This window comes from Cupriavidus sp. MEYA8, from assembly GCF_059278825.1.
This window is the reverse complement of sequence record NZ_CM181222.1, coordinates 1-23342: the sequence shown is the minus strand read 5'-3', so window position 1 is coordinate 23342 and position 23342 is coordinate 1. Positions and strand designations below refer to the sequence as shown.

Annotated in this window: 21 protein-coding genes; 11 read left to right on the top strand and 10 right to left on the bottom strand. The window is 67.0% G+C overall.

What is annotated here, in order from left to right; all coding sequences use genetic code 11:
- Positions 1 to 6: 6 nt before the first annotated feature.
- Both AC5WJ1_RS17225 and AC5WJ1_RS17220 read right to left on the bottom strand, forming a co-directional pair.
- Entirely contained in the window at positions 7 to 537 is a 531-nt protein-coding gene (locus tag AC5WJ1_RS17225; RefSeq protein ID WP_240745787.1) for an EAL domain-containing protein, read from the bottom strand.
- Positions 538 to 954: 417 nt separating this feature from the next.
- Positions 955 to 2271: a hemolysin family protein gene (locus AC5WJ1_RS17220; protein ID WP_135702550.1), complete on the bottom strand. Its 1317-nt coding sequence runs from the start codon at positions 2269 to 2271 to the stop codon at positions 955 to 957.
- A gap of 183 nt (positions 2272 to 2454) precedes the next feature.
- Between AC5WJ1_RS17220 and AC5WJ1_RS17215 the strand changes: the two genes are divergently transcribed.
- Positions 2455 to 3378, top strand: coding sequence for a helix-turn-helix domain-containing protein (locus tag AC5WJ1_RS17215; protein WP_135702552.1), 924 nt, complete (start codon positions 2455 to 2457; stop codon positions 3376 to 3378).
- On the opposite strand, the gene AC5WJ1_RS17210 is transcribed toward AC5WJ1_RS17215, so the two are convergent.
- Entirely contained in the window at positions 3353 to 3901 is a 549-nt protein-coding gene (locus AC5WJ1_RS17210) for an acyloxyacyl hydrolase (RefSeq protein ID WP_494476801.1), read from the bottom strand. The two genes, AC5WJ1_RS17215 and AC5WJ1_RS17210, sit on opposite strands and share 26 nt — an antisense overlap.
- Positions 3902 to 4268: 367 nt before the next feature.
- Here AC5WJ1_RS17210 and AC5WJ1_RS17205 point away from each other — a divergent pair, with 367 nt between their 5' ends.
- From AC5WJ1_RS17205 to AC5WJ1_RS17195, 3 genes are all read left to right on the top strand, one after another.
- The gene (locus AC5WJ1_RS17205; RefSeq protein WP_135702554.1) at positions 4269 to 4832 is read left to right on the top strand and encodes a surface-adhesin E family protein; all 564 of its coding nucleotides are present in this window, start codon (positions 4269 to 4271) and stop codon (positions 4830 to 4832) included.
- 169 nt (positions 4833 to 5001) lie between these two features.
- Complete coding sequence (locus AC5WJ1_RS17200; RefSeq protein WP_135702556.1) at positions 5002 to 5235, top strand: hypothetical protein; 234 nt, start codon at positions 5002 to 5004, stop codon at positions 5233 to 5235.
- Positions 5236 to 5594: 359 nt separating this feature from the next.
- Positions 5595 to 7316 carry a mechanosensitive ion channel family protein gene (locus AC5WJ1_RS17195; RefSeq protein ID WP_135702559.1) on the top strand — a complete coding sequence of 574 codons (1722 nt, stop codon included), beginning with the start codon at positions 5595 to 5597 and terminating at the stop codon, positions 7314 to 7316.
- Positions 7317 to 7358: 42 nt separating this feature from the next.
- Here AC5WJ1_RS17195 and AC5WJ1_RS17190 read toward each other — a convergent pair whose 3' ends face one another.
- Positions 7359 to 7793 carry an RT0821/Lpp0805 family surface protein gene (locus AC5WJ1_RS17190; RefSeq protein ID WP_135702561.1) on the bottom strand — a complete coding sequence of 145 codons (435 nt, stop codon included), beginning with the start codon at positions 7791 to 7793 and terminating at the stop codon, positions 7359 to 7361.
- A 271-nt stretch (positions 7794 to 8064) separates the two neighbouring features.
- On the opposite strand from AC5WJ1_RS17190, the gene AC5WJ1_RS17185 reads away from it, so the two are divergent.
- The 3 genes from AC5WJ1_RS17185 (at position 8065) to mdoH (ending at position 13017) form a co-directional block, all read left to right on the top strand.
- Positions 8065 to 8430 (top strand): hypothetical protein, encoded by a 366-nt coding sequence (locus AC5WJ1_RS17185; RefSeq protein WP_133093211.1) that lies wholly within the window; start codon positions 8065 to 8067, stop codon positions 8428 to 8430.
- A 400-nt stretch (positions 8431 to 8830) separates the two neighbouring features.
- Positions 8831 to 10426, top strand: coding sequence for a glucan biosynthesis protein G (locus tag AC5WJ1_RS17180; protein ID WP_133093210.1), 1596 nt, complete (start codon positions 8831 to 8833; stop codon positions 10424 to 10426).
- Positions 10399 to 13017, top strand: coding sequence for a glucans biosynthesis glucosyltransferase MdoH (mdoH, locus tag AC5WJ1_RS17175; RefSeq protein WP_434034060.1), 2619 nt, complete (start codon positions 10399 to 10401; stop codon positions 13015 to 13017). Before AC5WJ1_RS17180 ends, mdoH begins: the two co-directional genes overlap by 28 nt.
- Before the next feature lie 152 nt (positions 13018 to 13169).
- Here mdoH and AC5WJ1_RS17170 read toward each other — a convergent pair whose 3' ends face one another.
- Positions 13170 to 13766 carry a hypothetical protein gene (locus AC5WJ1_RS17170; RefSeq protein WP_135702564.1) on the bottom strand — a complete coding sequence of 199 codons (597 nt, stop codon included), beginning with the start codon at positions 13764 to 13766 and terminating at the stop codon, positions 13170 to 13172.
- A gap of 406 nt (positions 13767 to 14172) precedes the next feature.
- Here AC5WJ1_RS17170 and AC5WJ1_RS17165 point away from each other — a divergent pair, with 406 nt between their 5' ends.
- Positions 14173 to 15390, top strand: a complete 1218-nt coding sequence (locus tag AC5WJ1_RS17165) for a Bcr/CflA family multidrug efflux MFS transporter (RefSeq protein WP_133093208.1) — start codon at positions 14173 to 14175, stop codon at positions 15388 to 15390.
- A 4-nt stretch (positions 15391 to 15394) separates the two neighbouring features.
- On the opposite strand, the gene AC5WJ1_RS17160 is transcribed toward AC5WJ1_RS17165, so the two are convergent.
- Both AC5WJ1_RS17160 and AC5WJ1_RS17155 read right to left on the bottom strand, forming a co-directional pair.
- Entirely contained in the window at positions 15395 to 16237 is an 843-nt protein-coding gene (locus tag AC5WJ1_RS17160; protein WP_135702566.1) for a mechanosensitive ion channel family protein, read from the bottom strand.
- A 172-nt stretch (positions 16238 to 16409) separates the two neighbouring features.
- Positions 16410 to 17612: an ammonium transporter gene (locus tag AC5WJ1_RS17155; protein ID WP_133093206.1), complete on the bottom strand. Its 1203-nt coding sequence runs from the start codon at positions 17610 to 17612 to the stop codon at positions 16410 to 16412.
- 494 nt (positions 17613 to 18106) lie between these two features.
- Between AC5WJ1_RS17155 and AC5WJ1_RS17150 the strand changes: the two genes are divergently transcribed.
- The 3 genes from AC5WJ1_RS17150 to AC5WJ1_RS17140 all read left to right on the top strand — a co-directional run bounded on the left by AC5WJ1_RS17150 (position 18107) and on the right by AC5WJ1_RS17140 (position 19548).
- Entirely contained in the window at positions 18107 to 18388 is a 282-nt protein-coding gene (locus tag AC5WJ1_RS17150) for an HU family DNA-binding protein (protein ID WP_029047409.1), read from the top strand.
- 181 nt (positions 18389 to 18569) lie between these two features.
- Positions 18570 to 19055 (top strand): acyl-CoA thioesterase, encoded by a 486-nt coding sequence (locus tag AC5WJ1_RS17145; RefSeq protein WP_133093205.1) that lies wholly within the window; start codon positions 18570 to 18572, stop codon positions 19053 to 19055.
- Between the two features lie 16 nt (positions 19056 to 19071).
- Positions 19072 to 19548, top strand: coding sequence for a CreA family protein (locus AC5WJ1_RS17140; protein WP_371702962.1), 477 nt, complete (start codon positions 19072 to 19074; stop codon positions 19546 to 19548).
- 33 nt (positions 19549 to 19581) lie between these two features.
- Here AC5WJ1_RS17140 and AC5WJ1_RS17135 read toward each other — a convergent pair whose 3' ends face one another.
- The 3 genes from AC5WJ1_RS17135 to AC5WJ1_RS17125 all read right to left on the bottom strand — a co-directional run bounded on the left by AC5WJ1_RS17135 (position 19582) and on the right by AC5WJ1_RS17125 (position 23342).
- A complete protein-coding gene (locus tag AC5WJ1_RS17135; protein ID WP_494476800.1) occupies positions 19582 to 21330 on the bottom strand; it encodes a class I adenylate-forming enzyme family protein in 1749 nt (582 codons plus the stop codon).
- A 121-nt stretch (positions 21331 to 21451) separates the two neighbouring features.
- Positions 21452 to 22216 (bottom strand): SDR family oxidoreductase, encoded by a 765-nt coding sequence (locus tag AC5WJ1_RS17130; protein WP_135702570.1) that lies wholly within the window; start codon positions 22214 to 22216, stop codon positions 21452 to 21454.
- Between the two features lie 268 nt (positions 22217 to 22484).
- On the bottom strand, positions 22485 to 23342 hold the full coding sequence (locus AC5WJ1_RS17125) for an arylamine N-acetyltransferase family protein (RefSeq protein ID WP_195427387.1): 858 nt from the start codon (positions 23340 to 23342) through the stop codon (positions 22485 to 22487).

The window sequence follows — 23342 nt, the reverse complement described above, 5'->3', positions numbered from 1 at the left end:
TTTCCATTAGGTTGAGGGTTTGAGGCAGATTTTACCGCCGCTGTCAGCGCGGTTGATATCTGGTATGTGCCAATTTGTAAATCGTGCAATCGGTACAACAGCTGGTACAACAGCTGGCGCCGCTGGCGCCGCCCGGCTTGGCCGCTTCAGCCTGCCGGCGACAGCAGCTCGCGGGCGCGCCGCCGGATAGCGGCGTGCGTCTGCACCAGCCAGGCCGCCGGGAAAGGTTGCGCCAGCAGGTAGCCGGCGCAAGTCTGCAAAGCAATCGAGGATACCGGCGACCGGGGGCACCGCGCTGGCGGGCAGCTCGATGCACAGGCGCTCCGCGGCAATGCCGCCGGTGTCGATGGCCCGTGCCAGGGCACCGACCATTTGCGGGCGGTGCAGCTGCGCGCTTGAGGCCAGCAGCGTAAATTGCAGCGGCGCAAACGCTTCGGAGCTGCGCACCAGCGGCAGCACGCTGTCGAGCAGCCAGCCGCCGAAGCGTTCAACCAGCCCGAGCGTTTCCAGCGCCGGCAGGAAGTCCTGCGGCGCCACGCGCCCCAGCACGGGGCTGCGCCAGCGCAGCAGTCCGGCCGGCCGCGCCGGGGCGTCCGCATCGGATGGCGCTTGTGGGCTTCCCGATGCGCCCAATGGCGTCCCGCCGGGATCGTCGGCATCTGGATACATGAATCGTGCTGCGGGCGGAGGCCGTGCTGGCGGCGCTGTCCCGCGTCTCCCCGTTGTCAGTGGTCCACGTCTGGCAGGACCGCTGGCGCGGGCCGGCTGCTCTCGTCAGGCGTGACTGCGCGCGCCTGCTGCAGCGCAACGGGCTGCAAGGCCAGATCTTAAGCCAAGCCGGGGGCAAGACCTTGCAATTTGCGACAAGTTGCGGACTACGCACCTATCGTTTGACGGGGGGGCAATGTGGTGCTGGCGCTTCACTCGAAGAGGTTGCCTGAACACCGCGCGGCATCAGCCGGTCGTTTCTTCTTCCGGGCCGTCTTCAGGTGGCAGGCGCGAAGCCAGCACCTTGTCGATGCGCTTGCCATCCATGTCGACAATCTCGAAGCGCCAGTCGCCCCACTCGACGCGGTCGGCGATCTGTGGCAGCCGTCCGAGCAGCAGCAGCAGCATGCCCGACAGCGTGTGGTAGCGCTCCTTTTCTTCCTCAGGCACCTGGCGCAGCCCGATGCGGTCCTTCAGTTCGGGGATGGGGATCAGGCCGTCGAGGAGCCACGAGCCATCGTCGCGCTGCACCGCCCATTCCTCGCCGGCGGCCTCGGCCTTGAACTCGCCGGTGATGGCTTCGATCAGGTCCTGCAGCGTCACCAGCCCCAGCACCTCGCCGTATTCGTCGATGACAAAGGCCACTTGGCCGCCCGAGGCGCGGAAGTTTTCCAGCAGCTCCATCCCGGTGACGCTTTCGGGCACGAACACCGCCGGCTGCATCACTGCCATCAGGTCGGCCTCTTCGCCGCGCAGTCGGCGCGCCAGCAGCTGGCGCGCGCTGACCACGCCGACGATGTCGTGCATGCCGCCGCGCACCGCAGGGAAGCGGGAGTGGTCGGATTCCTCGATACGGCGCAGGTTTTCTTCCAGCGGTGCGTCCACGTCCAAGTAGATGACGTCGCCGCGCGGCACCATCAGCGAAGCCAGCTGGCGGTCGTCGAGGCGGAACACGTTGCGCACCATGGTGTGCTCGTGCTGCTCGATCACGCCGGCCTCGGAGCCTTCGACCAGCAGGGCGTGGATTTCTTCCTCGGTCACGCCCGGGCCGCTGTCGGTCTTGGTGCCGAGCAGGCGCAGCACCAGCCGGGTGGAGCTCGACAGCAGCTTGACGAAGGGGGTGGACGCCACCGCGAGCCAGGAGATCGGGCGCGCCACCAGGCGCGCAATCGCTTCGGGGGCCATCTGGCCCAGGCGCTTGGGCACCAGCTCGCCCAGCACGATGGAAAAATAGGTCAGGCCCGCCACCACGATCGCGGTGGCGACGTAGCCGGCGGTGGACTCTGACATGCCAACACTGCTGTGCAGCCAGTCGCCGAAGGGCTGCGCCAGTGTCGATTCGCCGACCACGCCGTTGAGCACGCCGATCGACGTGATGCCGATCTGCACCGTCGAAAGGAAGCGCGTGGGATCCTCGCCCAGCTTGACGGCTTCGATCGCGCCCCGGTCGCCGTTCTCGATCTGCCGCTGCAGGCGCGCCTTGCGCGCGGTGACCAGCGCGATCTCGGACATCGCGAATACGCCGTTCAGCAAGATCAGCGCCAGTAATATGGCAATTTCCATCAAAGTGCGCGCCCTTTGCGCGCCGGGAGTTCAAAGAGGGCAAGCATACCATTCGGACTATTACAGGAAGTCGTCGCTGTGACGCCTGCGTCGCAGCGGCGGCAAGGCAATCGCTGACAGGGAATTGCTGCTATTACCTGGCAGGTAGTCGCTCCCAGCACCAGGCCATGCTCTAATAAGTGCATGGAAACGCTGACCCCCGCCTCCGAAACCACTCTCGACTTCCCCGGCCTGCTGCGCTACTGGCGCAGCAAGCGCGGCTACAGCCAGCTGGCGCTGTCGCTGGCCGCCGGGGTGTCGCAGCGCCACATCTCCTTCCTGGAATCCGGCCGCGCCCGCCCCAGCCGCGAAATGGTGCTGGCGCTGGCCGAGCGACTCGGCGTGCCGCTGCGCCAGCGCAACCGCATGCTGCTGGCGGGCGGCTTCGCCCCGGCCTACAGCGAGCATGCGCTGGCCTCGCCGCCGTTGCAGATGGTGCAGCAGGCGATCGCGTTGATCCTGTCCAAGCAGGAGCCGTACCCGGCCGTGGTGCTGGACCGGTTCTGGAACCTGGTCGACGCCAACCAGGCTTACCGGCGCATGCTCGATACGCTGCTCGACGGACGCGCGCCCGCGTCGCTGGAGGACGAAGGCGGGCGGGGCGGCGGGCATGGCGGCGGTCCGCGCCGGGTCAACCTGATGCTGTCGGTGTTCGATCCACAGGGATTGTGGCCGGTGATCGAGAACGCGCGCCAGGTCGGACGCTACCTGCTGCGGCGCGTCTGGCAGGAGTTGCAGAGCCAGGCCCACGACCAGACCGCGCGCGAGATCTTCCGGCGCATCGCCGCGTGGCATCCCGACATGGTCGGCCCCGGCGGCGCACTGCTCCCCGATGACGACGGCGCCGAAGGGCCGCCGCCGCCGGTGCTGCCGGTGGTGCTGCATGCGGGCGCGTTCCGTGCGTCGCTGTTCTCGACGCTGACCACGCTTGGCATTCCGCAGGACATCACGCTGCAGGAGCTGCGCATCGAGTCCTTCTTCCCCGCCGATGAAGCCACGCGCGCCCTGTTTGAAACGCTGGGCGCCGCGCAGCCAGCGGCGCTCAGAAGCGGTAGCGCAGATAGATGACGTGGAAGCTGGTGCCAGGATTGGGCTCCTTGATGCCGGCATTGGACAGGTGCTGGAAGCGGTAGCCCGCGGTAAAGCGCCGGTCCGAGCCGAAGGTTACGCCCAGGCCCGCGTATTCCGAGAACTGGAACGCCGTGGAAATGACATGGTCGTCCGAGGTGCGCGTTCCCGTCAGCAAGCGCGGACCGACCGACAGTTCGAGGAACGGCGCCCACGCGTGCTTCCACCAGCCGATGCGGACCACCGGCGAGGCGCCGAACTCCCACAGGTCATGCGGATTGTTGTCGCTGCTGCTGTTCCAGCGCGCGATATTGACTTCCCATTGGAGGTCGACCAGCCAGCCCTGCGGATTGCCCCACGCAAAGCCTGAATCCCACAGCATGGCCATTTCGACCTTCTGCACGTGATGGGTCTCGTCGAAGCCGTAGCCCAGCTGCACGGCCGGCGCGGCGTGGGCGGTGCCGAGGCAAAGGGGGAGGGCCAGCAGGCTCGCCGCGGCGGTGTGTCGGACGACTAGCGGCATTGAGCGTGCGGCAAAGCGACGCTGCCGGTGCCCCCGACGACCGGTACGCGCTGTGGGCGCGGGAGCGAGATCGCAACAACTTGCATGGCGGTCCTGACAGGCTTCTTGGTCTTGTCGTGGCATGGGAAGCAAGGCTTGGGGTGCTGCGTTGCTGTCGGACCTCGCATGGGGCGGCGCCGCAACGGGCGTCGCCACGCATGGCCGGCCTCCATACCCTATTTGTAGTACACGAGTTAGCACATTGCTGGCCCGGAGGGCGGGGCGACGACATTTGCGTGCGTGTGCGCAACCGGTGCATAGCGGCCACATCGTGCCTTTCGTGTGCGACAATGCGGCTCGCTTTTCCCGTCTATACGAGGGCAATTCAATGATGTTCCGTGTTTTTGGGCATGCGGCCGCGCTGGCGGGCTGCATGTTCGGCCTGGCCGTCCCGGCCGCTCATGCCGAAGGCAGCGCCATGCCGGCCCAGCGTCCGGCCGCGGCCGCCGGCCTTTACGAGTGCCAGGCGCCGGACGCCGGCACCGTGTTCCGCTCCACGCCCAGGGAAGGCTGCCGTCTGGTGGCAGCGCCCGACCCTGGTGCACCCGACCCGCAGCGCTGGTTGCCGCTGATGGGGGCCAACGGCGTGGTCTCGTACTTCGACCAGTCGGCGACCCGGCGCCAGGGCACGCAGGTCGGTGTCGTGCTGATGCGCAATTCACCGTCTGGGGTGATCCGCACCGCCAACGGCGAACCGATCCGCTCGTCGCTCAAGCGCATGGTGCTCGACTGTGCCACGTCGATGTTCGCGGTGGTCGAGCAGACGCTGTACAGCAAGCGCTACGCGCGCGGCAATTCGCTCTATACGATCCGCGCGCCGCGGTACGGCACCTTCCAGCCTGCCGGCCCCGGCACGATCGCGGGTGAACTGCTGCGCAGGCTGTGCCGCTGAGTTGAGGCGCTGAGTTGAGCCGGACCCCGCCGGCGGCGCCGATGCTCCTGTCAGGGTTTGTCCCGGTCAACCGCGTGCAAACCGTCCTCGTTGATGCAAATGACCCGGCGCGAATCGCGTGCCGGTCATTGCAGGCATTCCTACACGCAGGGCTCACGAGGAGACCGAAATGAAGAAGTGGATCGTCATGCTGTCGCTGGCAATGTTCGGTGCGGGCGCGATGGCGCAGGCAACGCCGGCCACTCCGGCAACCCCCGCCACGCCGGCGGCACCGGCTGCCGACAAGGCTGCGCCGGCCAAGGCCGACGGCAAGCAGAAGGCCAAGGCCAAGAAGACCAGCGCCAAGAAAAACAAGAGCCACGCTCCCTCTACCAAGGACCCGATGACGAAGAAAGGCGCCTGAGCGCGCTGCCGATGGCGGCGGGCGCCCGGTGCCCGGTTCCCCGGCAAGCGGGGAAGCGGGGAAGCGGCCGGCGTCCGTGCCGCCATGCCGCTGCGCTGCGATGGCGTGGCACGACGGCGGGGCCATGTCCACATGACCCTGCCGCGTGAACAACAGCCCTGTGGCACGCCATGCCGTGCCTTCCGGGGGGAAAGGCAGGGTCGTTGCGGCGGATCGAGACAGGAGGCTACGGCCTCCTTTTTTTCGTTCCTGCGCGACGGCTTTGCGTGCGCAGCTGTGCACGCTATGCTAGCGGGCATCGTGCCGGCCTGGCCTGCAGTGCCGGGCCGGCGCAATGCAACCCTCGGACAGGAGCGTCTATGGCAGCGCTTGCAGCTTGGTGGCGGCGAATCGCAATCCTGTGGACGCTGGCGCTGCTGTGCCTGCCGGCATGGGCGGCCACGCTGGCACCGGCAACGGCACCAGTCCCGATCGCCGTGCCCAGCGGCGAAGTCGCGGAACTGCGGCTGATGGACCGTCCCATCGCCACGCTGCGCGCAGCCATCGGCGGCGCGACGCCGGCCATGCGCGTAGCGCGCGCCCAGCAGTTGTTCGACGGTCTCACCGAAGCCGAACTGGCCCAGCCGCTCGGGCAGCTCAGCGGCACCCTCGGCGACGCGCCGATGATCGCGTTCCGGCTCGGCGACCGGTTGCTGTTCGCCCTGGCCATGCAAGACCTTTCCCCGGAAGACAACCTCACGCTGGAAGCTGCCGGCGCGCAGGCGGCGGCGGCGCTGCGCCAGGCCATTGCCGCGCGGCGTGCGCACCTGCACTGGCCCAACCTGTTCCGCGGCGGGGCGCTGAGCCTGCTCGGCCTGGGCGTGCTGGCCGCGCTGGCCTGGGGCGTCGCGCGCGCCAGCGTGACGCTGCGCGCGCGCCTGCGCTCGGCATTGCAGCGCCACGTGGCGCAGCACCTCGAACGCCGGGCCGGGCAGTTCGACTGGACCGGCACGCTCTACCAGCTGGTTGCGCGCCTGGTGCAGATCGTTGCCGTCGGCGTGGTCCTGGTGCTGGCCTTTGCCTGGCTGGACTTCGCGCTCGAACAGTTTCCGCTGACGCAGCCGATGGGCGACCGCATGGGCGCGTTCATCCTCCACCTGCTGTCAGGCATTGCCGTGTCGATGGTTGGGGCGGTGCCAGGGCTGGTGACGGTAGTGGTGATCCTGCTGATCACGCGCGCGGTGCAGCGGCTGGTATCGAATATCTTCAAGGCGGTGCAGAAGGGCCAGATCTCGGTGCCCGGGCTGCATGCCGAGACCGCCGGCGCCACGCGGCGCCTGGCCGCGGCGTTGATCTGGGCGCTGGGCTTCACCTTCGCCTACCCGTATATCCCGGGCTCGGAAAGCGATGTGTTCAAGGGCCTGTCGGTGCTGCTCGGCTTTATGGTGACGCTGGGCTCGGCCAACGTGGTCAACCAGCTGATGAGCGGCATGGTGGTGGTGTACTCGCGCGCGCTGCGGCGCGGGGACATGGTATGCATCGGCGACACCGTCGGCACGGTGGCCTCGCTCGATGCGCTGTCGGTCAAGGTCATCAACCTGCGCAATGAAGAGGTGACGCTGCCGAATGCGGTGGTGGTCGGCAGCGCGATCCACAACTACACCCGGCACGGCAGCGTGCGCGATACCGGCACGAAAGAGGTCTGGCAGGCCGCGATGATTTCGACCTCGGTCACCATCGGCTACGACACGCCGTGGCGGCAGGTCCATGCCATGCTGCTGGCCGCGGCCGCGCAGGCCGAGCACGTGGCGGCGTCACCGACGCCGTTCGTGCTGCAGCGTGGCTTGTCGGACTTCTATGTCGAATACGAACTGTTTGCCGCGCTGGATGACCCGCGCAACCGCTTCTATGCGCTATCCGCGCTGCACGCGGCGATCCAGGATCAGTTCAACACGCACGGCGTGCAGATCATGTCGCCGCACTTCATGGCGCAGCCGGAGAAGACTGTCTACGTGCCTGAAGCAAAATGGTTCGAGCGGCCGGGTAGCGCGCAGATCGATCCGGCTGCGCGGCCGCAGCGGGCGCCGTCGCGCGCCGCATGAGCGTGGCCTAAGCACTGCTCGTGCGCGCGCGGGGCGCCTGCTTCAGCCGTCGACGTGGCGGGCCTTCCATTGCCCGCTGGGCTGCTTGCAGAACCAGCCTTTCCAGTGCTCCTGCGAACTGCCGCGCTTGAGTTCCGACTCCAGCCGCCGGCACTGCTGGCCCTTGTCGGTCTTGCTTTCAACAGGGGTGATGGTGCCATCCACCTGCTGGCGCCGGCCGCTGGCCGGATAGGTCCACGTCACCGACTGGCCGTCGGCGGTATCGTTCAGCGCCTTGCGCACCGATTGCGACAGCGAGGCACCTTCCTTCTCGTTGAGCGTGCCGATGATGGAACCGCTCAGGTAGTTGTCGAAGTACGCTTGGGCCGGCGCGGCCACGGCCAGCAGCAGCGTGGAGCCGAGCACGCAGGCGATGGCGGCACGGATGGCGGCGCGGGTGGCCGGGCGGGCAGTGCGGTCTGTTTGCCGAGGCAGCATGACGATTCCTTTGGCTTCATGTTGGCGTGCCGCGAGCCGACGGAAGGCATTGCGCGGGCAAGCCGGATGGGTCGTTTGGGTGGCATTGTAAGCGCAATGCCGGGCTGGCGACGACCACTTTGCCGCATTGCGGCGGCGCCGGCGCGGTTGACACCGGCGTAGCGCTGACCTAGCGTTGATTGCTGCCCCAACGCTTGCCATCCCCTGTTCCGCAGCGGCTGTCAGCGGCGCACACGCAAAGGCAAGCGCCTTTCCCCCGAGAGGAGATTCCATGAAGCTGCGCTATCTCATCATTGGCCTGGCCGGTGCCTGTGCCTTCGGCACACTGCACGCCCAGACCGGCAAGGCCGACAAGTTCAATCCCTACACCGACGGCGCCAAGCAGGACAAATTCAGCACGTACACCGATGGGGCCAAGCAGGACAAGTTCAGCACGTACACCGATGGCGCAAAAAGCGACAACGTGACTTCGCTCAACCCCGGGGCGCGGCCTGACCAGATGGAGCCGATCGAGGGCGGGGCGCAGAAGTTCGATTCATACAGCCAGGGCGGGATGAAGAGCGGCAAGTTCGATACCTATTCCGAAGGCGCAAAGAGCGGCAAGTTCGATCCCTACAGCGAAGGCGCTAAAAAGTAACACCGTATTAAAAGTGTCGAGCGCGGGGTGACGGCCGCACCCCGGCCGATCACGCTGGTCCGGAGGTCCGGCGAGCTTTGCGCTCGCCGGCGCTTGACCCGGTGTGACCTGAACGCCCGCAAAGCCTTGCCCGGAGCGGCTTTCGGGCAACCCCACCAACATTTTGTTTCAAACCTTGCGTGGTCGAAACGTGACTTTGGCGTCTCGAATTGTTATGGTTTATTGCGCATCGCAACAAACCGGACACAGTGCCTCGCGGGCGCCGAGACCCGTGTTCGGGCCACGCCATATTGGACCCGGCCCGCCTCTTGCTGTGTCGTGCCTTGCGGCGCCGCCTGCAAGGCTCTTCGCCCCGACCGCCGATGCCGGTCATTCCGTTTTAACTGTTCCCCTGGCATACATGTCACAGATCGCCACGCCACGCTTGTCCGCAATATTTTCCGCGCCCGCCCCCGGGCCGGCCCGTCGCCGCAGCGCGCGCGCCGGGGTACGGATCGCGGCATGGCTGGGCGGCAGCATCCTGGCACTGTGCGCCATGACGGCGCAGGCGTTCGATTTCGATACCGTCGCCGCGCGCGCCAAGCAACTGGCAGCATCGCCATACAAGGCCCCGCTGCAGAACCTGCCGCGCGAACTGCGCGAACTGTCCTACGAGCGCTACCGCGAGATCGAGTACAAGCCCGAGCGTTTCGCCTGGCGCGGCACGCGCTCGCCGTTCGAGCTGTCGTTCTTCCATGAGGGCATGGTGTTCGACCAGCCGGTGCGCATCCATGAAGTGGTGGGCAACAGCGTGCGTGAATTCCGCTTCGATCCCGCCGCGTTCAACTACGGACCCCACAAGGTCGACGCCGCCAAGCTCAAGGGGCTTGGCTTTGCCGGCTTCCGCATCCTGTATCCGCTGAACCAGGGCAAGCGCAAGGACGAACTGGCGTCGTTCCTTGGTGCCAGCTATTTCCGTGCGCTCGGCAAGGACCAGTGGTATGGCCTCTCGGCGCGTGGCCTGGCGGTGGACACCGCGCTCAATTCCGGCGAGGAATTCCCGCGCTTCGTCGAATACTGGATCGAGCGGCCTGGCCCCAATGCCAAGGAGCTCATCGTCTATGCACTGATGGATTCGCGCCGCATGAGCGGCGCCTACCGCTTCACCATCAAGCCGGGCGCCGAGACCGCGATGGAGGTCAAGTCGCGGCTGTTCCTGCGCGAGAACGTGACCAAGCTGGGCCTGGCGCCGCTGACCAGCATGTATCTGTTCGGCGAGAACCAGCCGTCGCCGGTGCAGGATTTCCGCCCCGAGGTGCATGACTCGGACGGCCTGTCGATCCACCTGGGTACCGGCGAATGGGTCTGGCGCCCGCTGGTCAATCCCAAGCGCCTGCTGGTGACGTCTTTCGCGGCGACCAACCCGCAGGGCTTCGGGCTGATGCAGCGCGACCGCAGCTTCAACAGCTACCAGGAACTGGGCGCATGGTATGAACGCCGCCCGAGCGGCTGGGTGCAGCCGCGCGGCAACTGGGGCTCGGGCCGGGTCGAGCTGGTGCAGATCCCGACGCCGGACGAGACCAACGACAACATCGTCGCGTACTGGGTGCCGGACAACCCGCCCAAGCCGAAGCAGGCCTTCGACTACGAGTACCGGTTGCTGTGGCAGAAGGACGGCGAACAGCTGCCGCCGCTGTCATGGGTGAGCCAGACCCGGCTGGGCCGGGGCCAGTCGGCCAGCAAGGAGGACACGAGCTTTTCGCTGGTGGTGGACTTTGAAGGCCCGGGCTTCCGCAGGCTGCCCGCTGACGTTCGCATCGACCCGGTGGTTTCGGCCGATGCCAACGGTGAACTGCTGAAGACGTCGGTACAGCGCAATGAAGCGACCGGCGGCTGGCGCATGACCATGGTGATGCGCCGCAAGGATGAAACCAAGCCGGTAGAGTTGCGCGGCTATCTTCGCAACGGCAATACAACCCTATCCGAGACGTGGAGCTACATCTTACCCCCAGGCTAAAGCAGCGACCGGCCCAGGCAGCGGCATGCGAGCGCTATGTCGACCGCCTGCCCGTATCGCCTGAAATCCGCAGCGAACTGCTGGCCGACATGCCCGCCGCGGCCGCGGCACCGGTGGCATCGCTGGCACCGGTCAGCACGGTCATGCCGGTCGGCGGCGATGGCCGCGACGGCCGCGACGCGCAGGAAGCGATCTCGCGCCTGCAGTCGCGCCTTGCCGCCAAGGACGCGCCCGCCGCGCAGGGCGGCGGCGCCTACGCGTCGGTCGGCCGCCGTTTCACCATCGCCTACGGCAACCCTCAGGTTGGCGGCGAGCCGCTGCTGCAGCGCCGCGACGATGGCACCGTCAAGGTCGACACCGGCCCCGAGCCGGAGCGCAGCTCGATGGTGCCGCGCCAGTGGCCGCCGCATATCGTCACCGGCTGGCTGCGCAATGCCTGGCGCCGCATGCTGGGCCGCCCGCCCGTGCCCGAGACCTGGGACACGCTGCACGACGGCCCCGATGCCGAAGGCATGTGGCATCCGGCCGGCTCGCACCGGCGCTGGGTCCTGCTGGGCCTGGTCCTGATCCAGACCGTGCTGGCCACCTACTTCATGACCAGCGTGCTGCCATACCACGGGGCCGATCCGCTCGAGATCGCGATCTTGGGCCTGTTCGCCATCCTGTTCTCCTGGGTGTCGGCGGGCTTCTGGACCGCGATGATGGGCTTCCTAGTGCTGGCCAAGGGCGGCGACCGGCATCTGATCTCGCGCTCCGCCGCACCCGAAGGGCCGCTCGCGCCCGAGGCGCGCACCGCGATTATCATGCCGATCTGCAACGAGGACGTGACGCGGGTGTTCGCGGGCTTGCGCGCGACCTATGAATCGCTGGCGCGCACCAGCCACCTGTCCAATTTCGATTTCATCGTGCTGTCCGACAGCGGCAATCCGGACCTGCGCACCGCCGAGCACGATGCGTGGATGGAACTGTGCCGCGCGGTCGGCGGCTTCGGCCGCATCTTCTATCGCTGGCGCCGCCACCGCGTCAAGCGCAAGACCGGCAACGTCGCCGACTTTTGCCGCCGCTGGGGCAGCAAGTATCGCTACATGGTGGTGCTCGATGCCGACAGCGTGATGAGCGGCGAATGCCTGGCCACGCTGGTGCGGCTGATGGAGGCCAACCCCGGTGCCGGCATCATCCAGACCGCGCCGCTGGCCGTGGGCCGCGAGACGCTGTATGCGCGCGTGCAGCAGTTCGCCACGCGCGTGTACGGGCCGCTGTTCACCGCGGGCCTGCATTACTGGCAGCTGGGCGAATCGCACTACTGGGGCCATAACGCCATCATCCGCGTCAAGCCGTTCATCGAGCATTGCGCGCTGGCGCCGCTGCCGGGCCGCGGTCCGCTGTCCGGCGAAATCCTGTCGCACGACTTCGTCGAAGCCGCGCTGATGCGCCGTGCCGGCTGGGGCGTGTGGATCGCGTACGACCTCGAGGGCTCGTACGAAGAACTGCCGCCGAACCTGCTCGACGAAGTCAAGCGCGACCGCCGCTGGTGCCAGGGCAACCTGATGAATTTCCGGCTGTGGCTCAAGCAGGGCTTCCACGTGGTGCACCGCGCGGTGTTCCTGACCGGCATCATGGCCTACCTGTCGGCGCCGCTGTGGCTGTTGTTCCTGCTGCTGTCCACGGCGATGCTGGCCAAGCATGCGCTGGTGCCGCCGGAGTATTTCACGCAGCAGTACCAGCTGTTCCCGACCTGGCCCGAGTGGCACCCGGAGAAGGCGCTGGCGCTGTTCTCGGCGACCGCCACGCTGCTGTTCCTGCCCAAGCTCGCCAGCGTGGTGCTGCTGATGAAGCAGGCGCGGCGCTACGGCGGCGCGGTGCAGCTCTTTGCCAGCATGCTGGTCGAGGTGCTGCTGTCAGCGCTGCTGGCGCCTACGCGGATGCTGTTCCATACCAAGTTTGTGATTGCCGCCTACAGCGGCTGGGGCATCTCGTGGAAATCGCCGCCGCGCGAAGACGCCGAGACCACCTGGGGCGAGGCGTTCCGCCGCCACGGCTGGCACACCGCGCTGGGGTTTGCGTGGGGCGGTCTGGTCTACTGGCTGAACCCGTCGTACGTGCTGTGGCTGCTGCCGATCGTCGGGTCGCTGGCAATGTCGATCCCGTTGTCGGTGATGCTGTCGCGCGTGTCGCTGGGCCGTGCCTCGCGCAATGCGGGCCTGTTCATGATCCCGGAAGAAACGCTGGTGCCGCGCGAGATCGTCGAGACGCAGCAGCATGTCGAGAACGCCGCGGACACGCCTGACTTTGTCGATGCGGTGGTGGACCCGGTCACCAATGCGCTGATGTGCGCGACCGCGACGGCGCGGCCGGTGCAGCCCGAAGCGGCACGCCGGCGCCACGAAACGCTGGTCGAGCATGCGCTGACCCATGGTCCGCGCGCGCTGACACCGGCGCAGAAGCACCTGCTGCTGGGCAACCCGTTCGCGCTGGCCCGGCTGCATGAGCTGGTGTGGGGTTCGCCGCTGGCCGATGCCGGCTGGAAAGATACGCGCATGCTGGTGCGCAGGGCGGCCAACGTGCTGCCATTGCGGCCGCGCGCGGCGTGACGCCGATTGCCTGCTGAACAAGAAATGGCCTGCTGATGCGGGCCATTTTTTTGCTGGCGGCGGTACCGGCACCAACCACCGCCAACCGGCACCCATCGGCATTACCGTGGTGTCATTTGCAATCGATTCTTGTTTCCTGGCGGGTTGCGGCTTCAGCGCAGCGCCGACGTGCAGATCGGCGCATTGATGTAGACATCGCCGATGCGGCGCTCTCCGCGGTCCTTGCGGGTCATGTAGCGGAACATCAGGCTGACGCCGAGCTTGGTCAGGATTTCCACGTCGCGGTTGGCGCAGATATTGCGCTGCAGCGGCGCGGCATAGTTGACCTCGAAGCTGGCGAGATCCAGCATCGGCCCGCGGTAATTGGTCAGTTCCAGCTGGAACAGCACGTGCTTGCCGGGCACCGACTGGCAGCGGCGCAGCCGCGTTTCGCCGTCGATTTCGATCGGCAGGGCATCGTTGAGCTGGCGGCAGGCGCGCGCCAGCACGTTGTCGGGGCGCGTGGTATTGCGCAACAGTTCGGGCACGCCGGCGGCGCCGGTATTCTGGCCCGTGGCCGCCCCCTTGAGCATGCGCGACAGGGGTTCGGCTTCGTCGACCGCGGCAGCCGGCGCCGACGCCGCGGCGGCATTGCGCACCGGCACCGGCACCGGTGCCGCATGCAGCGCCAGCGGCAACAGCAGCGCGGCCACCCATGCAGGGGTGGCCAGGCCAGGCGAAGCGGAAATCGGCGTGTGTCGTGTTCTCATGCAGGCTAACGTTGCCGGGAGCGGTACTGTCGTCCGTCTCTGCGAGGCCGGCCGCGCATGTCACGCGACACTCACGCCGACAGGCTGGCATTGTACCCTTCACCTTGCCAGGCGTGAAAGGCACGCCACGCCTGCCATCATGGCGTCAGTGCACGCATGGCATGCATTCCGGTCAGATGCTCGCTTGATTCCACCATCTGGCAAGTTTGCCAATCCTGCCAACTTCATCGAACCCGACCTTGGCAGGGCAATATTCCTGAACGAGTGCTTCAAACCTGTGCAACCCGCTGCGGCATCGCTTTCGTTATGTTGTGCAACAATTGCCCCTTTCCAACGGCTTGCAGCCGCGCCCCGGCATCGCCCGCGGCGGTGATCGCCACGCAACCGCATGCACCGGATTTCTTCCATGTCCCGTTCCCCGAGCGCTGCCTCGACCGCGCGCTTTCCCGCCTGGCTTTTGATATGCGGCTCGCTGATGGCGATCGCGCCGCTGTCGATCGACATGTACCTGCCGAGCTTTCCCGCGCTGGCGGGCGACCTTGGCGTCGATATCGGCCAGGTACAGCTGACCCTCGGCACGTTCCTGGTCGGCCTTGCCGTGGGGCAGGCGTTCTACGGGCCGTTCAGCGACCGCTTTGGCCGCAAGCCGCCGCTGTATCTGGGACTGGGACTCTATGTGGTTGCGGCGATCGGATGCGCACTGGCGCGCAATGCCGAGACGCTGATGCTGTGGCGCTTCCTGCAGGCGCTGGGCGGCTGCGCCGGCATGGTGATGGCGCGCGCCGTGATCCGCGACCGGCTCGAGGCCCATGAATCGGCGCGCGCGTTTTCGTCGCTGATGCTGGTGATGGGGCTGGCGCCGATCCTCGCGCCGGTCATCGGCGGCGCGATCCTTACGGCGGCCGGCTGGCGCACGATCTTCTGGGTGCTGGCGGCGGCCGGCCTGGCCATCCTGTTGCTGGTGCACTGGCGCATGGAGGAGTCGCTGGACCGGCGCCAGGCGGCGCCGCTGCGGCTTGGCACCGTGGCCAGGAGCTACGGCGAGCTGCTGCGCGACCGTGAATTCGTCGGCTACTCGATGTCGGCCGGTTTCGGGTCGGCGGGGATGTTCGCGTATATCTCGGGTTCGCCGTTCGTGCTGATCGAGCTGCACGGCATTGCGCCGTCGCACTATGGCTTCGTGTTCGGCGCCAATGCGCTGGGCCTGATCGTCATGTCGCAGCTCAACAGCCGGCTGGTGCACGGTCGCACGCTCGACCAGGTCCTGGGACGGGCGCTGCTGGCGCCTTGCGCCGCGGGCGCGGTGCTGGCCGTGGCGGCGCTGGCCGGACTGGCGACGCTGCCGGTGCTGCTGGCGGCGTTCTTCGTCTTTATCGGTGCGCTGGGCTGCGTCACGCCCAATGCTTCGGCGCTGGCGCTGGCGCACCAGGGGCATCGCGCCGGCACGGCTTCGGCACTGATGGGTACGCTGCAGTTTTCGCTGGGCACGCTCGGCGGCGCGGCCGTGAGCGTGTGGCGCGACGGCACCGCGCTGCCGCTGGCCGTGGTGATGGCGCTATGCGGCGCTGGCGCGGTGCTGATGCGTTACTACGGCAGCTCCGGCGCTGGCCGGGCGGCTGCCTGACGAATCAGGCGGCCTGCTGCAAGGCGGCGGCCTGCTGTACGACCACCATGTGTGCCGGCATGGGCGCGGCATAGCCGGCCTGGCCGAAGCACTCGCGGATGATGCGGTTGGTGTCGAAGTACACCTGCCAGTAATGGTCGTTGTGGCAATGCGGGCGTACCGCCAGCACCGGCCCGACCAGCGTGAATTCCAGGATCTCCACGTCGACCGCGGGTTCCGGCAGCACGTTCGGGATCTGCGCGATGCGCGACTTGAGCAGCGCCGCCGCATCGGCCACGTCGGTGCTGCCCGCGAGCTGGGCCTTCAGTTCCACGCGCCGGTACGGATTGGCGGTGAAGTTCTGGATGGTATCGCTGAAGATCTTGTTATTGCCGATCACGGTCTGCACGTTGTCCGGCGTATCGAGCGACGTGGCGAACAGCCCGATCTCGCGCACCGTGCCGGTGACGCCGCCAATGGTAACGAAGTCACCCACCTTGAACGGCCGCAGCACCACCAGGAACGCGCCGGCCGCGAAATTCGACATCAGTCCCGACCATGCCATGCCAATGGCCACGCCGGCGGCGGCAATCAGCGCGGCGAAGGTGGTGGTCTGGATGCCGAAGTAGCCGAGGATGCCGATCACCAGCACCACATTCAGCGTGACCGTGACGATCGAACCCACATAGCGCAGCAGCGTCGGGTCGACCTTCTGCTTGCCGAGCGCGTTCTGCACCATCCGTACCACAAAATGGATCAGCCATCGGCCGATGACCCAGAACGCTAGCGCTGCCAGGATCTTGACCCCGAACTGCGTGGCATAGGCGACCACCAGGGTCTTGAGGTTGTCGAAAGTCGTGGCATCCATCGGCGTGTCCTCTCGGTTTGGGTGAGTGGTGCAGCCCTGCGCGCTGACGCGGCGCAATACGTGGGCACGGCAATTATTGGAATGCCGTGCCTCGAAGTGCAAGCAAATAATTGTCAAGACAAGCGGGCCGGCAGGCCAGCTTGCCCAGGCGCCGCCGGGCGGCGCAACCGCCTTACCAGTTGGTTTCGCGCTCCGGCGTGGCGGAGATGCGGTGCAGCGTCAGGTCCGCGCCGTTGAACTCGCCTTCGGCATCGAGCCGGATGCCGACCAGCTTCTTGAGCGCGCCGTATACCAGCGTGCCACCCGCCAGCGCCACCACGATCCCCAGCACCGTGCCGATCAGCTGCGCGCCGAGCGACACGCCGCCCAGCCCGCCCAGTGCCCTGGCCCCGAAAATGCCCGCGGCGATGCCGCCCCAGGCGCCGCACAGCCCGTGCAGCGGCCAGACGCCCAGCACATCGTCGATATGCCACCTGTTCTGCGCCAGCGTAAACATATAGACGAAGAGGGCGCCCGCAACTCCGCCCGTGATCAGTGCGCCCAGCGGGTGCATCAGGTCCGAACCGGCGCATACCGCCACCAGCCCGGCCAGCGGGCCGTTGTAGGCAAAGCCGGGATCATTGCGCCCGGCGGCCCACGCCGCCAGCGTGCCACCGGCCATCGCCATCAGCGAATTGATCGCAACCAGGCCGCTGATCTTGTCGACGGTCTGCGCGCTCATCACGTTGAAGCCGAACCAGCCCACTGCCAGGATCCACGCACCCAGCGCCAGGAACGGGATATTGGAAGGCGGATGGGCGCTGATGCGCCCGTCCTTCTGGTAGCGCCCGCGCCGCGCGCCGAGCAGCAGCACCGCCGGCAGCGCGATCCAGCCGCCCAGCGCATGCACGACCACCGAGCCGGCAAAGTCATGGAACGGCGCGCCGGCAACCTGTGTGATCCAGTCCTGCACCCCGTAGCGCTGGTTCCACGCAATGCCTTCGAAGAAGGGATAGACAAAACCGACCAGAACGAAGGTCGCGACCAGTTGCGGATTGAAGCGCGAACGTTCGGCAATACCGCCCGAGATAATCGCCGGAATGGCGGCGGCAAAAGTCGCCAGGAAAAAGAACTTGACCAGGTCGTAACCGCTTTTCTGGGCCAGCGTTTCTGCCCCGGACATGAATTGCACGCCGTAGGCAATGGTGTAACCGATAAAGAAATAGGCAATCGTGGAAACTGCGAAATCCACCAGAATCTTTACCAGTGCATTGACCTGGTTTTTCTTGCGCACCGTGCCTAGCTCGAGGAAAGCAAAGCCGGCGTGCATGGCCAGCACCATGATGGCGCCAAGCAGGATAAACATGGCGTCGGTGCCGGTCTTCCAGTTGTCCATAGTGACCTCATGCTCAAAATGGGCGCATGGGTACGCAAAAAGCATTCCAGTTGCGGCTGCATCCTGGTGCCGGCTGCACCGGAGTGGGCGGAATCCGCACCGGAATGCCGCGCGCAGGGAACCGGGCCCGCAGGACGTCGGAGCCGGGCGCCGGCGGCCGTGCCTGATATGCGCCAGAATGGCGCTTCGCCGGCATGTTCGGCTGACCCGTTTTGGTGCGACGCCCCAATTCCGGGCATTTGCCGGGTCCGGGCCCGTGACAGCGTTGCCTTGCGGCGCAACGCCGCAGCCAGCCAAAGCGGGCCCGTGACAAGCGCGAAAAGAGCGGGAAATTGCCCGCTAACCGGCCTCAAGCAAGGATTTGCGGGGTTTTTTCGTTGCATTGGTGCCACTGGGGATTGCTCAACGCACAAGGGGCAGATTAGACTGCGCCGATCGATGTTTTGCCGCCAGGCAAGCACATCGGTGACGACGACCAACAAGGGAAATCAGCCATGAATAAAGGTGAACTGGTATCGGCCATCGCCACGGAAGCAGAACTGAGCAACGCCGCCGCTGAGCGCGCGCTCAACGCAGCGCTGGACAGCATCAAGAAGGCAGTGGCAAAGGGTGATTCGGTCACGCTCGTAGGTTTTGGCAGCTTCAGCGCCGGCAAGCGCGCCGCGCGCACCGGACGCAATCCGCGCACCGGCGAAACCATCAAGATCCCGGCCGCCAAGACGGTCAAGTTTTCCGCCGGACAGGGTTTCAAGGACGCGGTGAACAAGAAGAAGTAAGCAGTTTGCGTCCACAGCGTGAAAGAGCGGCCAGGCAGGCCGCTTTTTTGTTTTGCGCGCCGTGCGCGATGACCGGCAACGGCGGGGCCGATCCGGGTTAAACTGCCGGCGCCTGGATGCCGCCAGCCGGCCCGGGCGACCGCCCCCGCAATCCGCGCCCCCGATCCGAACTCCCCGCATCATGAACGACCTGTCCCACCAGCTTTCCATGACCGTGCTGATGACGCCGGACATGGCCAATTTCTCCGGCAACGTCCACGGCGGCACCATCCTGAAGTACCTGGACATGGTCGCGTATGCCTGCGCCAGCCGCTATGCGGGCCGCTACGTGGTGACGCTGTCGGTTGACCAGGTGGTGTTCCGCCAGCCCATCCACGTGGGCGAGCTGGTGACCTTCCTGGCCTCGGTCAACTTTACCGGCCGCAGCTCGATGGAGATCGGCATCAAGGTCGTGACCGAGAATATCCGCAGCAAGCTGGTGCGCCACACCAACAGCTGCTACTTCACCATGGTGGCGGTCGACGACAACGGCGCCCCGGCGGAAGTGCCGCCGCTTGAGCCGCGCGATGAAGTCGAGCGCCAGCGCTTTGCCGCCGCCCAGCAGCGCCGTGCACTGCGCCAGGAAATGGAAAAGCGCCACGGCGACATCAAGTCGTCGGTGACCTGACACGTTGCCATCCACCATGATGAAGCGATCCTGCACGATCCTGGCCCTGGCCGCCTGCGCGGCGGCCACGGGCGGCGCGCATGCCGAGGAGATCGGCAGCGTCAGCACCAATTTCCGCGTGACCGGCTCCGACAAGGTCGTCATCGAAGCCTATGACGACCCACAGGTCGAGGGCATCACCTGCTACGTGTCGCGGGCCCGCACCGGCGGCATCAAGGGCCAGCTGGGCATGGCAGAAGACCCGCCGGAAGCCTCGATCGCGTGCCGGCAGGTGGGGACCATCGCCTTCAAGGGGCCGCTGAAGCAGCAGGACAACGTCTTTTCCGAGCGCATGTCGGTGCTGTTCAAGACCCTGCATGTGGTGCGCGCGGTCGATCGCAAGCGCAATACGCTGGTCTACTTGACCTATTCGGACCGCATCGTCAGCGGCAGCCCGCAGAACAGCGTGACCGCCGTGCCGGTTCCGGCCGGCACGACGATTCCCGTCAAGTAGAGCGCCGCCGGCTGGTGGTTTGCCGCCGGCTGGTCAGGCTGCCTGGTCGAACAGCTTGCGCAGGTTCGACTTGAGGATCTTGCCATTGGCATTGCGCGGCAGCATCTCCCGGTAGAGCAGGATGCGCACCGGCACCTTGAACGCCGCCAGCCGCTCGCGCACGAACTCCTGCAATTCGGCTTCGGTTGCGTGCATGCCTGGCTTGAGGCTGACCACGGCCGCCGGTTCCTCGCCCAGCGTCTTGTGCGCCATGCCGACCACCGCTGCGTCCATCACCGCAGGATGTTCGTACAGCGTGCTTTCCACCTCGATGCAATAGATGTTCTCGCCGCCGCGGATCAGCATGTCTTTCATGCGGTCGACGATATACACATAGCCTTCCTCGTCCAGCCGCGCGATGTCGCCGGTGCGCAGCCAGCCGTCGACAAAGGTCTGCGCCGTGGCTTCGGGCTTGTTCCAGTAGCCGCGCACGACGTTGGCGCCGCGTACCAGCAGTTCGCCGGTCTCGCCCGGCGGCAGCGCCTGGCCGCGTCCGTCGACCACCTTCATTTCGCCGATCGGCAGCGCCGGACCGCTGCTGTCGGGCCGCAGCACGTATTCCTCGGCGCTGTGGCTGGTGAAGGTCGAAGAGGTTTCGGTCATGCCCCAGCCGATGCCGGGCGCGGCCGTCGGGAACACGTCGCCGATGCGCCGCACCAGTTCCGGCGACGCCGGCGCGCCGCCGTAGTTGACGTTCTCCAGCGAAGACAGGTCGAAGCGCGCGCGCTCCGGATGCTCGAGGATCTGCCAGGCGATGGTGGGCACGCCGCCGGCGGCGGTGCAGCGCTCGCGCTCGATCAGCTCCATGCCGCGCAGCGCGTCCCAGCGGTGCATCAGCACGATCTTGCCGCCGGTGGCGAGCGCGCCGTTGAGTACCGCCATGCAGCCGGTGACATGGAAGAACGGCACCGCCAGCAGCATGGCCTTCTGCGGGGCCGCGGGGTCCGGCGCCGGAATCGGCTCGCCGCGGCGCAGCAGGTTGCGTAGCGGGCTGAAGCTGCCAGCGGCCGCGACCGTGGCGGAGTTGCGGTGCGTGCCCAGCGCCCCCTTGGGTTTGCCGGTGGTGCCGGAGGTATAGAAGATGGTGGCATCGTCCTCGGGGTCGATACCGACCTGCGGCGGCGATTGCTGCGGCAGCGCGGCCCAGTCGGCGCTGGTGCCGATCACGCTTTCCAGTGCGGCGACGCGAGGATCGCCGGCCGCAGCGCCGGTGCGCGAGACGTAGACGCGTTCCAGCGACGGGCAGCCGGGCAGATGCTCGAGGATGCGGTCGAGCCGCTCGGCATCGACGATGGCCACGCGGCTGCCGGAGTCGGCCAAGCCGTATTCCAGCTCGGCGCCGGTCCACCACGCGTTCAGCGGCGTCACGATCGCGCCCGCGAGCAGCGCGCCGTAGAACGCCACCGGCCACTCCGGCAGGTTGCGCATCGCCAGCGCCACGCGGTCGCCCTTGCGCACGCCGTCGCGCACCAGCGCATGCGCCAGCGCGATGGCGGCGCGTCGGAAGGCATCGTAGGAAACGCGCTCGTCCTCGTAGACCACGAAGGTGCGGTCGCCGAAGGCACTGGTCGCGCGGAACAGGTCGTACAGCGTCGCGGGTGCGTGCTTCCAGACTGTGGTGGGGATGCCGCGGATCACGCGCGACTCGGTCTCGAACGGCGAGCCGGGCGCGGTCAGCCGGGCATGGGCCTCGGCCAGGGACATGACCGGCCAGTTGCCGGCCGCTTGCGGATTGCTTGACATGACTGCCTCCCGTAACTGCGCTGCAGGTTGAGGGCAATGCAAAGAAAGCGGCGTGCGCCCGGACAGGCCGGCGCACGCGCAACGCTTGCGTCAGAAGCTCAGGTACAACTCAAGATACCGGTCAGATCGTCACGCCGCCATCGACCACCAGCGCCTGGCCGGTCATGAAGCTGCTCGCGGCGGAGGCCAGGTACACGGCCGCGCCGGCAATCTCGATCGGCTCGCCGATGCGGCGCAGCGGGGCGCCCTGCGTGGACTGCTTGTAGCGCTCCGGATCTTCCCACAGCGCGCGCGCGAAGTCGGTCTTGATCAGGCCCGGCGCGATGCAGTTGACGCGCACGTTGTGCGGCCCGAATTCCACCGCGAGGTTGCGCGCCAGCTGGAAATCCGCGGCCTTGGAGATGTTGTACACGCCGATGGTCGGCGAGCCGCGCAGGCCGCCGATCGACGACACGATGATGATCGAGCCGTCCTTGCGGTCGATCATCTGCGGCGCGACCATCTGGATCAGCCAGTGGTTGGAAATGACGTTGTTGTCCAGCACCTTGCGGAACTGGTCGTCCGAGACGCCGCCCATCGGCCCGTAGTACGGGTTGGATGCGGCATTGCAAACCAGTACGTCGATCTTGCCGAAGGTCCGGTTGGTTTCGTCGACCAGGTGCTGCAGGTCTTCCTTCGACGAGATATTGGCGGGCACCGCGATGGCCGTGCCGGCGCCATGGCGTGCATTGAGCGCGTCAACCACTTCCTGGCAGGCCTCTGCCTTGCGCGAAGAAATCACTACCTTGGCGCCCTGGACGGCCATCTGCTCGGCGATGGCGCGGCCGATGCCGCGCGAGGAGCCGGTGACGATGGCAACCTTGCCCGTCAGATCGAACAATGACATGGAGTCTCCTGTATAGCTGCGCCGGCGTCAGCGGCCGGCTTCATGCAGGCGGCGGGTCTGCCGCGCTGTGGTCCTGGCGATGCGGCGCAAACGCTGCATCGACGGATCATTATGGTGGTGGCGCGCCAGCCGAGTCCACAGCGCAACGGCCCGGATGACGGCCATATCAGCATTCTTTCTGCGGGCAATGCGCGGCGTGCATGAAGGTCTGGTGCAGCGCGGCACGGCAACGCTGCAAGGTGGCGCGCACGCCGCGCATTTCATGCGGTCATGCGTGCGCGTTAGCCGCGAGCAAGGGCGGCAGCGCCGCCATCAGTTCGTGCCGCAGGGCATCGTCGAGCCGTATGCCGAAGCGTTCGTCCAGGACCTGCACCACGGCCTCAGGCGTTTCCAGCCGCTGGCGCCGCACGCTGCCGTCCGGCGCGCGTTCGGCCAGATCGCCATCGGCCAGCGTCACGCGCGTGCCGCCGTCGGTGCGCGCGGCCATCAGCCGGCGCAGGAACACACTGTCCGGATGCGTCGAGACATACCAGTTGCGCGGCCCGAAATCGATCCATGGCTGCGGCGTCAGGTCGAAGCGGTAGACCTTGAGCCAGCCCGTATCGCCGCGCGCCTCCAGGTCGAAGCTGTGGAATGCGCTGCCGGCCGCTTCCGGCGGGGAGCTGGCGAGCCGGTAGGGGAAGTCGTCGTCGGCAGGCGCGGACAGCGCCATCGCGCGAAACGGCGTGGGTCCGCCGAAGCCGACATCGGCGACATAGCTGCGATGCGCCACTTCCACGCGCAGCAGCATGTGCGACGCCACGGTCTCGACCGCATCGGGCACGCCCCAACGCACGCGCGCGGCCAGCGGCGTCACGCTGAAGCCGAACGCTGCCAGCGCCGCCGCCAGCAGCGTGTTGAGTTCGAAGCAGTAGCCGCCGCGCCCGCGCGTGACCAGCTTGTCGAAAACGGCGTCGACATCGATGCTGACCGGCCGCCGCAGCAGCGGGTCGATGTTCTCGAACGGAATGCTGGCCAGCTGCGCGCCGAGCACGGCGTCGAGCGCCTCCAGCGTGGGCGAGGGCGGGGCGGCGATGCCCAGCCGCGCGCAATAGGCGTCGAGTTGGGCGGCTTCTAGCGTGATCAT